The following is a 15,888-nucleotide window of genomic DNA, read 5'->3' on the forward strand; positions in this document are numbered from 1 at the left end:
CACCTGGAGTGCCTCACGCGCATCGGCGTTGCCCTGTTCGCGCAGCGCTTCGGCCGCAGCCTGGCGGTTGTGCAGGATCTGCTGCCCGGCCAGTGCCAGCAGCACCAGCGTAGCCACCGCCAGCAGCAGGTTCCAGCGGCGCATCGGGTCACGCAGGGTCTGGCGCTGTTCCAGCGGCAGCAGGTTGACGCCCAGCGGCTGGCCATCGGCGTCGGCGACGTCGACGCCGGCCAATCCCTGCGCCCACGGCCCGACCTGCTGCGCCCACTGCTGCAGCGCCTGCTGCGGCATCACCACCAGTTCGACCTGCAGCTGGCCATCGTCCAAGGCGCCCAGCTCACGCACATCGAAGCTGACCTGCGCCGGTTCGAACGGGGTCTGGCGATCGATTTCAAAACGCACCACATCGCGCAGACGCGCGGCAGCGGCGGCCGGCAGGCGCAGCGGCCGGCGCAATGCGGCGCTGGCCGGCAGCAGCCAGTGCCGCGGCAGCGTGCGCAACCGCGCGTCCAGGCGCTGTTCCAGTGTGGCCGGGGATTGCGGCCAGGGCAGTTCGATCACGCTTTGCGTGTGTGCGCCGGTCTCGCGCAGCACCACCAGCTGATCGCCGTGCTGCTGCAGCAGCAGCCGCGAGCGCGACCAGCCCAGCGCCCATTGCCAGCGCTCGGGCAACCACGCCAGCAGCGAACGCCGCCACCAGCGCAGGCCATTGCCCACGCCCGGCGCCAGTTGCCCCTGCGCCCGCACCAGACTGTCCCGCCATGCCGTCATCGTGCTGCCATTCCCTGTTCCCAACGAAGTACTGTGTAAGTCGTTCCCGGCGTGCCTGCGTTCCCCATCCGCACCACCCCCTGCAGGACCGACACCCGGCCGCGATCATCCATTGCGCGGCTCTCGATACTATAGGTGCCGCTGCCGCTGGCAAGCGCTGCACCGCCCACTTTCTGTTCTTCACCTACCGCGGACTGCTCGCGCTGGGCCAGTAGTTCCCGTGCATCCAGGCCCATGGCGGTCAGCACCGGCCCGGCGGCAAAACGCGGATCGGGACGGGACTGCCGACTGTACAGGGTCAGCATCGGCTCGAGTTGTTCATACAACGCGGCATCCATGCCGAGCACGCGCTGCAGTTCGCCCAGTGTCTCGAAGCGGTTGTTGCGCGGGCCGTACGGCAGGCCGGCGGCAACGTATTCGGGCAGCTCGGCACCGCCGGCAGGCTGCTTGAGGCTGTCGGCATCGCGCCAGTCGACGATCGCCCCGGCCAGTTGCTGGGCGCGCGCGGTGTCCACGCCCATCGCGCGCAGGAAAGCCTGCAGCAGCGTGGCGTCGGCCAGGTTGAGGTTGATCTTGCCGTTCTCATCGACGATGTGCAGGTCGATCCGGCGCTGGTCGAACTCCCAGCGGTAGCGGCGCCCGTCCGGCGTCCAGGCCGGGCGCATGGCGCTGGGCTGCAGCCGGTACAGCGCGTATTCCAGGCCGGCACGCGCATGTTCCTGCCCGATCGCATCGTCGCCCACCACGCGCTGCTGCAGATGCTCCACGCGCGCACTGAGCGCGAACGCACCCACCACGGCAGTGAGCAGCGCGATCAGCCACAGCACCAGCACCAGCGCGGCACCGCGCGCGCGCCTCACTGGCGTACCCCGCGCTGTTGGGCAAGCGCGGCCACCATCGGCGGCCAGGCCGGCCCTTGCCGGGGGGTGACGGTGATCGACACCAGCAGGGGCAGTCGCCGGGTATCTTCCCAGCGGTCCTGCCAGTCGCCGAGTTGGCCGTTGCGCGGGTCGATGCCGCGATAGCGGAACGCCACCGCGCGCAGTCCATCGGCGAGCACTTCCGGCGGACGCGGCGGCGTTTCTTCGATGCGCTCGCCGTTCTGCACCAGGGTGAGCGTGACCTCCAGCCGCTGCGCCTCGCCGCTGCCACGCACCTGCAGGTCATGCACGTACGGCCCACCGCGACCGAGGTATCCGGGCAGGTCGGAGACAAACAGCATGTGCTGCGCCTCGCCCAGGAAGTACACCGGCTCGCGGGTGGGATCCGGCGGCGTGGTCGCGGTCAGCATGGCCATCGACAGACGCCGGCGCAGGAAGCCTTCAACCGCGCGCATGCGTTCGTTCTGCGACACCATCTGCTCGCCGCGCTGGCTGATCGCCATCGCCGAACGCACCGTGGCGAAGGCCAGCGCCAGGCCGCCAACCAGCAAGGCCGTTGCGAGCAGGACTTCGATCAGGGTGAAACCGCGCTGTGCGCCGGTACGCGAGTGGCCGCTCATCGCGCCCCCCCCGGGTTGGCCGGCAGCAGGCGCAGGCTGCGCCATTGCAGGCGGTCGGCGTCGGCATCGCCCCAACGCACCTGCAGGGTCAGCTGCGCCAGCGTCGGCCCGGCCACCGGCTCGGCGACTGCCGCCGCCGCGCCGCGTGGCTCCGCATACGGCACCACGTCCAGTTCCCAGCGGTAGCGGCCGTCTTCCCACTGGCCGGCGCTGTGACCGGCCTGCAGCGGCGCCTCGATACCGGTCACGGCCAGCAGCGACTGCGCGTGCAGCACCGCGCGGCTGCGCAGGTCGGCCTGCCTGATCTGCCGCGAGGCGCCGGACAGGCTGCCCAGCAGCAGGGTCAACGCCAGCGCCAGCAATGCAAAGGCGACGATCACTTCCAGCAGCGAATACCCGCGTTGGCGCTTCATCGACGCTCCCGCGGCTGGCCCGAGCGCACTTCGCCGGTGATCCAGCCAACGTCGATCCGCCACACCGCACCGCGCACCTCCAGCTCGATGCTGCCGCCGCTGGAGGCACCATCGGGGTAGAACGCGATGGCGCCCTGCCCGGTCGCCGCGGCCACTTCACGCGCGCCGCGGAAGTGCACCTCCAGCGTCGCCGGCAAGCTGCCATGGCGGCCGTTGGCACCCTGCCAGGTGCGCGCCTGCGGGTCGATCAGGAAGCGCTGGCGTTCGCCCGTGGCGATGGCCTGGGTGCGGGTATAACGCAGCTGGGTGGCCAGCTCCTTGCCGGCATTGCGCAGGCGCATGCCGTCGATGCCGCCGTTCATCGCGGTGGCGGTGACCACACCGACGATGGCGATCAGTGCGACCACCAGCAGCATCTCCAGCAACGACAGCCCCGCCGCCACGCGTGCGGGGCGCGGTGGACAACGGAGCGGTGCGTGGCGTGACGGGAGAATGGCCGGCAAGCAGGCTTACTCGTAATGGATGTCGGCGTCGTAACTGCTGCCACCGACCTTGCCGTCCTTGCCCAGGCTGATCAGGTCGAACGGCTGGCCTTCGCCGGGTGCGCGGTATTCCAGCGGGTTGCCCCACGGATCGTTGAGGTCGGCCGGCTTGGCATACGGTCCCAGCCAGCCGTTGCTGCCGCTCGGCTGGGTGACCAGCTCATCGAGCTTGGCCGGCAGCTTGCCGGTATCGAGCTGGAAGTTTTCGACCTTGCCGGCCACGGTCTGGATCTGGGCCTTGGCGATGTTGGCCTTGCCGCGATCGGCGCCGCCGAGCACGCGGCTGCCGACCAGGGTAAGCACCGCGCCGATCAGCACGATGACGATGATGATTTCCAGCAGGCTCATGCCCGACTGGTTGCGCGGCGAGGAAAAACGGATCAGGCGGCGTTGCATGCGGCAGGCTCCTTGCGGGATGTCATGTGTGAGGGGTGCGCCATCGTCAGCCGATGGCGTTGGTGAGGTCGTACAGCGGCACCAGCACGGACACGATCACCAGGCCGACCACCGAGGCCAGCACCAGGGTGATCACTGGAACCATGGCCGACAGCAGACGGTCGATCGCGCGCGCGCTTTCCTGTTCGAAGGTGTCGGCGGTCTTGAGCAGCATGGTATCGAGCGCGCCCGATTCCTCGCCGACCTGGATCATCTGCAGCGCCAGGCGTGGAAAGCGCTTGCTGCGCGACAACGACAGCGACAGGCCGTTGCCGTTCTTGACCTCGTCGCTGGCGGTGTCCACGTCGGCGGCCAGCGCGCGGTTGCCCAGTACGTTGCGGGCGATGCCCAACCCGGCCAGCAGCGGCACGCCATTGCGCAGCAGCGTACCCAGCGTGCGCGCCAGACGCGCGGTTTCCAGCTTGGCCAGCAGCGGGCCGATGCCCTTGCGCTGCAGCAGCCAGCCGTCCATCGCCAGGCGGAACGCCGGTTGCCGCAGCTTGCGTTCGATCACCAGCAGCGCCAGCGCCGGCACCACGATCATCGCCAGCCAGCCCTCGCGCACCACCAGGCCGGCGGCCAGTACCCACTGGGTGAACCACGGCAGGGCCACGTCGAGGCTTTCGTACATGAGCGCGAACTGCGGCACCACGTAGCCCAGCAGGAACAGCAGCGCGCCGCCGACCACGGCCAGCAGGATGGCCGGGTAGATCAGCGCATTGATCACGCGGCCCTTCAACTCGGCGCTGCGCTCAAGATAATCGGCCAGCCGCTGCAGGGTGTCGTGCAGGCTGCCACCGGCCTCACCGGCGCGAACCATGTTGACGTACAGCCGCGAGAACAGGCCATGCTGGCGTTCCAGTGCCGTCGACAGCGAAGCACCGCCGCGCACCACGTCGCGGATCTCGGTGATCACCCGGCGGCTGCGCTCGTCCTCGGGCAGTTCCAGCAGGATGGTCAGCGCGCGGTCCAGCGGCTGGCCGGCGCCCAGCAGGGTGGCCAGCTGCTGGGTGAACTGGACCAGCGCGGCACCGTCGAACGGCTTGCGCCGCAACAAGGCCGCCCACGAGGAGGCGGTAGCCACCCCCTCGCTGGCCAGCCGCGCTTCCATCGGCAGGTGACCCTGGTCCTGCAGACGCAGCGCGACCTCGGCTTCGCTGGCCGCGTCCATCTGGCCATCGAACACCTCGCCATGGGCGTTGAGCGCCTTGTAGCGGTACTGCGCCATGCTCAGCCGCCCGCCCGCCGCCGCGTCCGTGTACGCATCAGGATTCCTCCGTCACGCGCAGCACTTCCTCGAGGGTGGTGTGGCCCGACAACGCCTTGGACAGACCATCCTCGTACATGGTGCGCATGCCGGCCGCGCGTGCGATCTTCTCGATCTCGCCCATGCCGGCGCGTTGCATCACCGCACGCCGCAGTTCGTCGTTCATCACCAGGAACTCCATGATGGTGGTACGGCCGAGATACCCGGTCGGTGCAATCGCCGAGGGCTGCGCGCGATACAGGAAGATTTCGCCGTCCGGTTGCAGGCGGCGCAGTTCGAACTTCTCGATCTGCTCGGGCGAGGCCAGGTAGCGCTGGGCGTGCTGCGGCTCCAGCCGGCGCACCAGGCGCTGGGCCAGGATGCCGTTGATGGTGGAGGTGAGCAGGTAGTCTTCCACGCCCATGTCGAGCAGGCGGGTGATGCCGCCGGCGGCGTTGTTGGTGTGCAGCGTGGACAGCACCAGGTGGCCGGTCAGGGCGGACTGGATCGCGATGCGCGCGGTTTCCAGATCGCGCATTTCGCCGATCATGATGATGTCCGGATCCTGGCGCACGATGCTGCGCAGCGCGTGGGCGAAATCCAGCCCGATCTGCGGCTTGGCCTGGATCTGGTTGATGCCTTCGATCTGGTATTCGACCGGGTCCTCTACGGTGATGATCTTCACATCGGAGGTGTTGAGCTGGCTCAACGCGGTGTACAACGTGGTGGTCTTGCCCGAACCGGTCGGGCCGGTCACCAGCAGGATGCCGTGCGGCTGTTCGAGCACCTTGCGGAACTGCGGCAGGAACGCATCGGTGAAACCCAGCCGGTGGAAATCGAACACCACCGTGTCGCGGTCGAGCAGTCGCATCACCACGCTTTCGCCATGCGCGGTGGGCACGGTGCTGACGCGCAGGTCCAGTTCCTTGCCCTGCACGCGCAACATGATGCGACCGTCCTGCGGCAGCCGGCGCTCGGCGATATTGAGCCGGGCCATGATCTTGATGCGGCTGATCACCGCGGCGGTCAGGTTGGCCGGCGGGCTCTCGCCTTCGATCAGCACGCCATCGACGCGATAGCGCACCTTGAGGCGGTTCTCGAACGGTTCGATATGGATGTCCGAGGCGCGCAGTTCGAATGCGCGCTGGATGACCAGGTTGACCAGCCGGATCACCGGTGCCTCGGACGCGAGATCGCGCAGGTGCTCGATATCATCGACCACGCTGCCCTCGCCATCGGCAGTCTCCACGATCGCCCCCATCGCGCTGCGGCCCTGGCCGTACCAGCGTTCGATCAGGTCATCGATCTCCGCGCGCAGCCCGACGTGCACGCGCACCGGCACGCCCATGGCCAGGCGCACCGCATCGGCGGCGTAAGGATCCTGCGGATCGCTCAACCACAGGTCGAGAACACCCTCCTGCAGCGCCAGGGGGCAGACATGGAATTGTTTGAGGAAGCGCAGCGACAGCGGCAGCGCGTCCAGCAGCGATTCGGGGGCGGCTTCGGGCACGGCGCGTGCCTCCAGCAGCGGCAGCTGCAGAACCTCGGCGCTGGTCTGGGCGTGGTCGCGCTCGGACACCAGGCCCAACCGCACCAGCAACTGCAACAAGCTGCCACCGGCTTCGCGGTGCAGCGGACGGGCCCGCGCGAGGTCGCCTTCCTTCAGGCGGCCATTGCGCAGCAACGCCTCGACGATGCGGTGTTCCGCACTGGAATCTGCAGTGGAATCGTGGGCAACCGCGTTCACAAAAGCTCTCCTGGCGACCGTGCGACTTTAGCAGTTCAACGCTGCCCTGCACCGCTTTGGAGGTACCCGGAGAAAAAGGATTGGCTGCTCACCTGGCGCCAACGATTGATCCCGTATGTGAGGCCAATGAAGTTCAACGGCCGCGGCTGTTCGCCTTCTACGCGCCTGGGCGGGGACCGGTGGAGAAACCCCCAAACAAAAAGCGGGCGCCCGTCACAAAGACGGACGCCCGCAAACCACACGCGGTTACTGGTTGGCGATGACGCTCACGCCGCTGAATGCGGACTCGCCGACCAGCTTGATGTAGTACGTACCCGCCACCGGCGCGGTGAAGCGCACGGTTTCACTGTTGCCCGGACGGGTCGACTTGGCGTCGAACACGGTCGCGGTCGGCTCCTTGCCCTGGCTGACGTACACCGACACGTTGCCGCTGCCACCGTAGGTGAGCAGGCTCAGCACCTTGCCGGCCTGGGCGTCGAAGCTGTACAGCACTTCGCTGCCACCGGCGCCGCTGAGGCCGCCCACGGCCACCTTGTTGGTCAGCGGAATCGCGGTCGGACCGCAGTTCTCGGTGCACTCTTCTTCCAGCGCCTTTGCCAGCGCGGCCTTGGCGTCGACGATGCCGGTACCGATCGGGGTCGCCGCCGGGATGGTCACCGGGAACTTGCGCGCCGTTTCCTTCAGCAGGGTTTCCAGCTGGGCCGGGGTGAACGCGTCGCGGTTGTTGGCGATGCGGGCGCTCTGCACCAGCGCGGCGACCGCGGCCACGTGCGGGGAGGACATCGAGGTGCCGCCCTTGCCGCCGTAATCGGAGGTCCCCAGCTCAGGCGAGGTGGCACTGCTGGAAATCGCCTGCCAGATGTAGCCGCCCGGATTGCCATCCACGCTGCCACCGCCGCCCGGGGCCGACAGATCCACCGCCGCACCATAGTTGGAGTAGTAGGTGATGCCGCCGGTGATGCGCGTGGCACCCACCGCGACGACGTTGTTGCAGTTGGCCGGACGGGCGTTGGAGACATTGCCGCCAGCGTTGCCTGCCGCCACCACCACCAGCGTGCCGCGCGACACCGCACCGTTGATCGCGGCCTGGTAGACCGGATCGCAGGCGCCGCTGCCGCCCAGGCTCATGTTGATGATCTCGGCCGGATTGGCGTTGGCCGGGATCCCCGCGACCGTACCGCCCGAGGCCCAGGTGATGGCATCGGCGATATCCGACAGGCTGCCACCGCACTTGCCAAGCACGCGCACCGGCAGCACCTTGGCCTTGTAGGCGACGCCGGCCATGCCGACGCCGTTGTTGGTGGCCTCGGCGACCGTGCCGGCCACGTGGGTGCCGTGCCAGGAGCTGTCTTCGGCCAGCGAGCCGGTGTAGCACTCGTTGTCGTTCTCCACCCAGTCGCCGTAATCCAGCGCACCCGGGACGCGTGCGTCGGTCGGGCGGCGCGAGGTCTCCGCATCGCTGATGAAATCGTAGCCTTCCAGCAGGTTGCCGCTGAAGTCTTCATGGTTGGGCAGGATGCCGGTATCGATCACCGCCACCACCACGCCCTCGCCCTGCGAGACATCCCACGCCGACGGCGCATTGATGCCGCCGGTGGCATTACCGAAGTGCCACTGGTACTGCGCGTAATACGGATCGTTGGGCACCAGCTGCTTGGTCTCGGTGGGCTTGGCACGCAGGTCGGCGCGCTGCATGCGCACGTCGGCCACGGCGTATTCCACGGTCGGGTCGGCCTTCAGTTCGGCCAGTACCTTCTGCAGTTCCGCATCGCCCAGGCGGCTCTGCAGACGGATCAGGTCGGCGCCGACGCCGAGCTTGCGCACCACCTGCGGGCTGAGCGCGCCAGCACGTGCACTGCCACCGTTGAGGGTGGCGCGCGACAGCGCCGAGTTCACCACGGCCAGCTTCGCCGAGCGGTCCGAGGCAGGCGCGCTGCCTGCGCGGTACTTGACGATGATGCCGTTGCTGGTCTGCTGCGCGGCCGTCGCCGGGCGCTTGGGCTCTTCGGTGCGCGGGCTGGCGGCAAAGGCCGAGCCGGCGGAGATCGACAGCAGCGCGGCTGCCAGTACGTTGATGCGAAGGTTCTGCTTACTGGTCACGTTGAAATCCTCTTCAAGGTCATGATCGAACGACTGTTCAGGCCAACATTCCATGCGAGCTCCCTGGCCGGCCCYGGCCAGGGATCCCGTGACCCGCCCCCTCAGGCCTTGCATTGCTTGCGGCGTGGCCCACCCGGGCCACGCCCTGCAACATCCGCTTACCAGCCGAAGCCGGCACCCACACCAACAGAGCTGTCATCGCTGCTGAACGCACCRCCGATGGTGACCGTGGCGCGCTCGCTGAGCGCACGCTGGTACCCCAGCGACAGTGCCGACTCGCCGCCCTGGTAGCCGACGCCCACACCGACCCGGTTCTGGGTGCGCACACCGGCCGCACTGGTGGCCATGTTGAGCATCGCCGCGCTCATCGCTCCCTGGCGATCGATGCGACGATCCTGGTGACGCAGGCGCTCGTCGATCTCGCCCTTGTACATGTCGAAGCTGTCGGCCATCGCGCCGAAGCGCTGGTCGGTGTAGCTGTTGGCGGTGGCGATGCCCCCGTCCAGCTGGCCCTTGTTGACCGCGTCGGTTGCCTGCGAACCGGCGGCGACGTTGGTGACCTGGCGCTCATTGCCCACCGCGCCGACAGAGACCGCGTTGGCACGGTCGGCGACCGAGCCCTGGCCGAGCGCGACCGAGTTGGCCGCCGTGGCCGTGGCGCCCTGACCGATCGCGGTGGCCGAGGCCCCGCTGGCCACCGCGCCATCGCCCATCACCACCGCATTGACCGGGGTCGGTGCGGCGGCGACCGGGGCACTGACCACCTGTGCCGTACCGGCACTGGCCGCGGTCGGCGCGCCCTGCACGCTTGCCGTGGTCACGCTGTCCTCCACGCTGGCCAGCGAAGCGCCGGCCAGGCTTGCCGCCGCCGGTGCCGCGGCGCTGCGTGCACGCGGGTTGGCGCTGCCGCCGGCGACCCGCTGGTCGAGGTCGCTGACCTTGCGGTCCAGTGCGCCCAGTGCGTCGCCGACGTTGGTGTACGTCGCGCCCTGGATGACGTAGTTGGGCGCCACGAACACGCCCTGCATGCCCACGCTGGCACCGCCGCCGAGGAAGCTGGCGGCGTCGGACAAGGACTGGAACAACTGGCCGCCGTTGATCGCCTGGCGGCTGCCCGAGGCGATCGCGCCGCTGCCGACGTTGTCCACCACGGTGCCCTGCACGCCTGACAAGGTGAGACGGTCGCGGCTGGCATCGTCATAGCTCAGTGCATTGGCGGTGACGCTCTCGACCGAACCGATACGGTCGTCGATGTCGCCCACCCGGGTTTCCACCGCGCCCACGCGCTGGTTGGTGGTGTTGAGCTGGCCGCCGGTGACCGCGTCGGTGCTGCCCGCCGCGATGCGCCCGGCGCCGACGTTGACGATGCGGCGCGTGGCCGGACCGTCGGTGCCGTTGCCGCCGCCGACGGAGACCACGTTGGCCTCCACCGCACGTGCACCGGAACCCAGCGCTACCGAACCGGCGCCGGAGACGCCTGCACCGGCACCGAGGGCGATGCTGCCCGCCCCATTGCTGGCGAAGGCGCCATTGCCGATCGCCACGCCGTTGACCGCATTGGTCGACGCCGAGCGGCCGAGCACGGTGCTGTTGTCGCCGCGCGCCGAAGCATCCGCGCCGACAGCGGTGGCACCGGTTGCCGAGGCGACCGCCGCACTGCCCAGCGCACTGCTGCGGTTGCCACTGGCCGCCGCGCCCGAACCGGCGGCGAGCGCATCGCTGCCGCTGGCCGTGGCCACGCCGGTACCGCTGGCCTGGAAGTGCTTGCCGACCGCATCGGCGGTGGCCGCCACGGTATCCAGCTGCGCCTTGTTCACCGCATCGTTGGCGTTGACCGCCGCACCGACGTTGGTGATGCGGCGCGTGGCCGGACCGGTGGTGCCGTTGCCGCCACCGACCGAGACCACATTGGCCTCGCTGGTACGCGCACCGGCGCCGAGCGCGACGCTGCCGGCACCGCTGGCCGAGGAACTCTTGCCCAGCGCGGTGGCATTGATGCCGCTGTAGGCGTAGCTGTCCTGGCCGATCGCGGTGGAGCCTGCCGAGGTGGCCCAGGCCAACTGACCGACCGCCGTGGTCTGCGCTGCCGTGGCCCAGGCATTGGAGCCGGCGGCGATGCTGTTGGCACCGCTGGCCTGCGAGGCATAGCCGATCGCGTTGGCGTAGGCGCCCGACGCGGCACTGCCCCAGCCGAGTGCGGAGGCGTAGTCACCGCTGGCCTCGGCGCCGTAGCCCAGGGCGGTGGTCCGCACGCCGCTGGCGGCGCTGAAGGTACCGACGGCGGTGCTGTAGTCACTGCCCGCCTCGGCGCTATAGCCGAAGGCGGACGACTGCAGGCCGGCGGCGGTCGAACCGGCACCGCTGGCGGTGCTGAACACCCCGACCGCCTGCGCACCGGCGCCGAGTGCGGTGGCGCCGATGCCGCTGGCACTGGTGGCCTTGTCGAGCACCACGTTGCCGTTGGCGTCTTCGTAATACAACGCACCACCAATGGCAGTGGCCGAATCGGCCGTGGCCGACGCGTTGAAGCCCGAGGCCGAGGCATAGCGGCCGGACGCGTTCGCGCCGCTGCCGTATGCCGAGGCGCCCGTGCCGAACGCATTGGCCGCTTCACCGGCCGCCGTCGCATAGGCACCGTCGACATAGCTGCCGACGTCATCGCCGTTGCCGCTGCCGGAGGCCTTGAACTGGCGGTTGGTCTGCTCGGCAACGTCGGCGACGGCATCGAGCTGGTTGAGGTTGACCGCATCGGTGCCTTCGGTACCGGCGGCGACGTTGGTGATCTGACGCTGCGCGGTGGCCGTGCCGACCGAGACCGTGTTGTCGCGGTCGGCGCTGGAACCGGCCCCCAGGGCGACGCTGTTGACGCCTTCTGCCGAGGCATTTGCACCCAGCGCGGTGGCGCTGGCGGCATCGGCCCAGGAGTTCCAGCCAATCGCGGTGGCGTAGTCGTCGGTCGCCCATGCACCGGCGCCGAACGCCGCCGCACCGGTGCCACTGGCACGGGCCGGAATCAGACCGAAGAAGGTCGACCCACCGATGGCGACGCTTTCATCGCCGGTGGCTTCACTGGATTCACCGAGCGCGACCGCGCTGGCACCGGCGGCGGTCGCCGAGGTGCCAACCGCGGTGGCCAGGCTGTTGGACGCAATCGCGCCGTAACCCAGCGCGTTGGACAGACGACCACTGGCTTCACTGTAGCTGCCGAACGCAGAGGCGCCGGCATCGGAAGCGCTGCTGCGGAAGCCATTGGCGGTGGCCTGCTGGCCGCTTGCCACCGACTCGACGCCGTTGGCCGTGGCATAGGCGCCGCTGGCGACGGCACCGCTACCGACGGCGCTGGCACCGATCTCGCTGGCACTGGCGTTGCTGCCCAGGGCGACACTGTTCTCGCCAGTGGCCTGCGCATTGCTGCCCACTGCCGCCGCCCCATCGGCGCTGGCCAGGGCGCTGTCGCCCACGGCCGTGGCACGGGTGGCCAGCGCATTCGCGCCGGCACCCAGCGCGGTGGCGCCGTCGCCGATCGCGGTGGCCGCTTCACCGGCGGCCAGCGCGTCATCGCCCTCGACGTAGGCACCGGCATCGCTGTTGTCGCTGCCGCTGGCCTTGAAGTACTTGTTGGTGGCTTCGCCCGCGGCAGCCACGGCGTTCAGCTGATTGACGTTGACCGCGTCGGTGCCTTCGGTGCCGGCGGCGACGTTGGTGACCTGACGCTCCGCCCCGGCGCTGCCCACCGAGACGGTGTTGTCGCGGTCGGCGATCGCGTCGGCACCGAGGGCGACGCTGTTCTCGCCACTGGAGGTTGCCGCATTACCCAATGCCGTGCTGTTCAGGCCCGGCGACCACGCGCCACCACCGACGGCGGTGGAGTAGTTGCCCGACGCTTCGGTGGCCAGCAGTCCGAACAGCGAACCGCCGACGGCGACGCTGTTGGTGCCGGTGGCGAGGCTGCCCTGGCCGGTGGCGGTGCTGTACGCACCGGACGCCTCGGCATCGCCGCCGACGGCCACGCTGTTGGAACCGGTGGCCTGGGCGAAGCTGCCCAGCGCGGTGGCATTGAAGGCGCTGGCCACGGCCAGCCCGCCGATCGCGGTGGTGTAACCAGCAGTGGCTTCGGCGCCGAAGCCGTAACCGGCCGAGAGCGTACCGCTGACCACGCTTTCAGCGCCTACGGCGGTAGCGCCCTGGCCGCTGGCGGTGCTGTAGTAACCCAGCGCGACCGATTCCTCACCGGCCGCTTCGGACAGCGCGCCGCCGGCCAGGCTACCGGCCCCGGAGGCGATGCTGGCGGCGCCGGTGGCAGTGCTCTGCTCGCCGGTGGCTTCGCTTTCGGCGCCGGTGGCGGTGGCGTATTCGCCGCTGGCCTGTGCGTTGGCGCCCACTGCGATGGCGTTGGCGCCGGTGGCCAGTGCATTGAAGCCGACCGCACTGGCATTGTCGGCCAGCGCGAACGCACCACTGCCCAACGCGGTGGCGCCGCTGCCCGCAGCGAAGCTGCTGGAGCCGACCGCCGTGGCGTAATCACCATCGGTGGCGGCGTTGGCGCCGGCCGCTACGCTTTCCTCACCGCCGGCCACGGCCACGCCGTCGCCGCTGGCCTGGAACTGCGCGGTGGCATCGGTGAGCTGGTCGACATTGACCGCATCGGTGCCTTCGGTACCGGCGGCGACGTTGGTGATCTGGCGCTGGCGTTCCGCGTTGCCGACCGAGACTGTGTAGGCGCGATCCGCGACCGCGCCGGCGCCCAGTGCCACCGCATTGGAGGCACTGGCACTGCTGCCGGCCCCGATGCCGATGGCGCTTTCACCGCCGGCCACCACATTGGTGCCGATGGCGATGCTGTTGATGCTGTTGCCCAGGGCCTGGAAACCGACTGCGACGCTGTTGTCGCCATAGCCGAACGCACCGCGCCCGAGCGCGGTGGCGCTACTGCCACGTGCCCAGCTGTTGTAGCCGATCGAGGTCGAGCCGGTGCCGCTGGCCCAGGCCGACTGGCCCACGGCGGTGGCATTGGCTTCGGTCGCCCACGCGCTGGCGCCGAAGGCGGTCGCACCGTCTTCGGTCGCCCATGCATAGGCGCCGGTGGCGGTGGTTTCCTCACCGCTGGCGAAGGCGTTGTCGCCCTGGGCGACGCTGTAGTCACCGGTGGCGCGCGCCTTGTAACCGGCGGCCAGGCTGTTGCTGCCAGTGGCCTGTGCACCGCTGCCGAAGGCGTTGCTGGTGGTGCCGGTAGCGAGTGCACCGGCCCCCACGGCGACGGCATCCTGCGCCGCCGTAGTGCCCACCTTCACCGCATTGCCGTTGGCATCGACCAGCGGCTGGTTGAACGCGTCATAGGCCTGGCCGAGTCCGCCGATGGCGACGCTGCCATTGCCGTTGGCACTGACATTGCGGCCGACCGCGACGCTGTCATCGCCGAGTGCAGTGGCGCCGTTGCCAAGCGCGGCCGCGCCCGCACCCAGCGCATTGCTCGCCTCACCGGCGGCCAGCGCACCATCGCCGTCGGCGAACGCACCGACGTCGCTGTCCTCGGATGCATTCGCTTTGAAGCGACTGGCGGTGACATTGGCGACCTGCGCCACGCCATCCAGCTGCGCCTTGTTGACTGCATCGGTGGCTTCGGTACCGGCGGCCACATGGGTGATCTGGCGTTCGTTGCCGACGTCGCCGACCGAGACCGTATTGGCGCGGGTGGCGGTCGAGTTGGCGCCGAGTGCGACGCTGTTTTCACCGCGTGCGGTGGCGTAGAAACCCACGGCGGTGCTGAGATCGCCGCTGGCCCAGGTTTCCGCGCCGAGCGCGGTGGCGCCCTCGCCCGGTGCATAGGCAAAGTAGCCCACGGCGGTGGCTTCGGTACCCGACGCTTCGGTCAGGGTGCCGTTGGCCACGGCGTAATCGCCGCTGGCGATCGCACCGGCACCCACCGCAGTGGCCGCTTCGCCGCTGGCCTGGGTCTGCACGAAGAAGCCCAGGCCCGGCAGCAGGTCGGCCGGGCCGCCGATGGCGGTGCTGCTGTTGCCGGTGGCCACGCTCTGGGTACCGACGGCGGTGGCGTAGTCACCGGTTGCATTGGCGACCGCACCGAAAGCGGAGGACTGCGCGCCGCCGGCATAGGCACCCACGCCGTAGGAGGAAGCCGCAAAGCCGGAGGCTTCGGCACTGGCACCGACGGCGGTGCCGCCGACGCCGGCGCTGGTCGCACCGGTATCGACCGGCACGCCGCCGTTGGTGATCAGCGGGTTGCCATCGGCATCCACCGCCGCGCCGCCAACGGCCACGCTGCCTGGGCCAGTGGCCTGTGCGTTGTTACCGAAGGCCGCGCTGTTCTGGCCGGTGGCCAGCGCATTGAAACCGACGGCGGTGGCGTTCTGCGCATAGGCGGCCGCACCGCCGCCCAGTGCGGTGGCACCGTTGCCGATGGCGTTGCTGGCCTCGCCGATGGCGGTGGCGTTGTCGCCTTCCACGTAGGCCCCCACATCGCTGTCGGTGCTGCCGCTGGCCTGGAAATACTTGCTGGTGGTGGCCGCAACCGCGCCCACGTCATCAAGCTGGGCCTTGTTCACCGCATCGTTGGCCTCGGTCCCGTCGGCCACATTGGTGATCTGCCGACGCAGCCCGTTTTCACCATTGCCCACCGATACCGTATCCACGCGATCGGCGTAGGAGCCGGCGCCGAGCGCCACGCTGCCCACGGCCACGGCGGCGGAGTTGGAGCCGAGGGCGGCGCTGAAATCGGCGACCGCGACGCTGAACGCCCCCACCGCGACCGAAGCTTCACCACCACTGCCCGCACCGCGACCCAGGGAGGTACTGCCGGCACCGATCGCCAGTGCACCGCCACCGATCGCGGTGGCGCCATCGGCGCTGGCTTCGGCCAGGCCACCAATCGCAGTGGCTGCACCGTTTTCGCTGGCGGCAAGTGCCGACGCACCGAGCGCCACGTCGCCCAGACCGAAGGCGCCGGCACTCTGGCCGACCGCAACGCTGGCATCGCCAAAGGCCAGCGCATTCTGGCCAAACGCACTGGCACCCAGGCCGGCGGCAATGGCCTGGCTGCCCGCTGCCGTGGTGGCGTTGGCCAGCGCCTGGCTGCCCTGCCCCAGCGCGGTGGCGCCGTCGCCGTCGGCGTTGGC

The 15,888-nt window shown here is 69.6% G+C and carries 10 protein-coding genes; all 10 read right to left on the reverse strand.

Features of this window, described 5'->3' with window-relative positions; translation table 11 throughout:
• Nucleotides 1–771, reverse strand: a 771-nt coding sequence (locus tag AC1DQP_RS07055; protein ID WP_478051322.1) for a PilN domain-containing protein, incomplete at its 3' end; no start/stop codon positions are given.
• A complete protein-coding gene (locus AC1DQP_RS07060; RefSeq protein WP_478051323.1) occupies nt 768–1,631 on the reverse strand; it encodes a type II secretion system minor pseudopilin in 864 nt (287 codons plus the stop codon). The genes AC1DQP_RS07060 and AC1DQP_RS07055, both read right to left, overlap by 4 nt.
• A complete protein-coding gene (locus AC1DQP_RS07065; protein WP_256775366.1) occupies nt 1,628–2,272 on the reverse strand; it encodes a type II secretion system protein J in 645 nt (214 codons plus the stop codon). The genes AC1DQP_RS07060 and AC1DQP_RS07065 overlap by 4 nt, the downstream gene beginning before the upstream one ends.
• Nucleotides 2,269–2,685 carry a type II secretion system protein XpsI gene (xpsI, locus tag AC1DQP_RS07070; RefSeq protein ID WP_256775365.1) on the reverse strand — a complete coding sequence of 139 codons (417 nt, stop codon included), beginning with the start codon at nt 2,683–2,685 and terminating at the stop codon, nt 2,269–2,271. Before xpsI ends, AC1DQP_RS07065 begins: the two co-directional genes overlap by 4 nt.
• Nucleotides 2,682–3,101 carry a type II secretion system protein XpsH gene (xpsH, locus tag AC1DQP_RS07075; protein ID WP_256775404.1) on the reverse strand — a complete coding sequence of 140 codons (420 nt, stop codon included), beginning with the start codon at nt 3,099–3,101 and terminating at the stop codon, nt 2,682–2,684. Before xpsH ends, xpsI begins: the two co-directional genes overlap by 4 nt.
• A 93-nt stretch (nt 3,102–3,194) precedes the next feature.
• Nucleotides 3,195–3,623, reverse strand: coding sequence for a type II secretion system major pseudopilin GspG (gene gspG, locus AC1DQP_RS07080; protein WP_256775364.1), 429 nt, complete (start codon nt 3,621–3,623; stop codon nt 3,195–3,197).
• A gap of 46 nt (nt 3,624–3,669) precedes the next feature.
• The gene (gene xpsF / locus AC1DQP_RS07085; protein ID WP_457318056.1) at nt 3,670–4,890 is read right to left on the reverse strand and encodes a type II secretion system protein XpsF; all 1,221 of its coding nucleotides are present in this window, start codon (nt 4,888–4,890) and stop codon (nt 3,670–3,672) included.
• Nucleotides 4,891–4,927: 37 nt separating this feature from the next.
• Complete coding sequence (gene gspE, locus AC1DQP_RS07090; protein ID WP_256775362.1) at nt 4,928–6,655, reverse strand: type II secretion system ATPase GspE; 1,728 nt, start codon at nt 6,653–6,655, stop codon at nt 4,928–4,930.
• Nucleotides 6,656–6,901: 246 nt separating this feature from the next.
• Nucleotides 6,902–8,755 (reverse strand): S8 family peptidase, encoded by a 1,854-nt coding sequence (locus tag AC1DQP_RS07095; RefSeq protein ID WP_478051324.1) that lies wholly within the window; start codon nt 8,753–8,755, stop codon nt 6,902–6,904.
• 158 nt (nt 8,756–8,913) lie between these two features.
• Nucleotides 8,914–15,801, reverse strand: coding sequence for an ESPR-type extended signal peptide-containing protein (locus AC1DQP_RS07100; RefSeq protein ID WP_478051325.1), 6,888 nt, complete (start codon nt 15,799–15,801; stop codon nt 8,914–8,916).
• Nucleotides 15,802–15,888 lie beyond the last annotated feature (87 nt).

This window comes from Stenotrophomonas sp. P5_A8, from assembly GCF_056400545.1.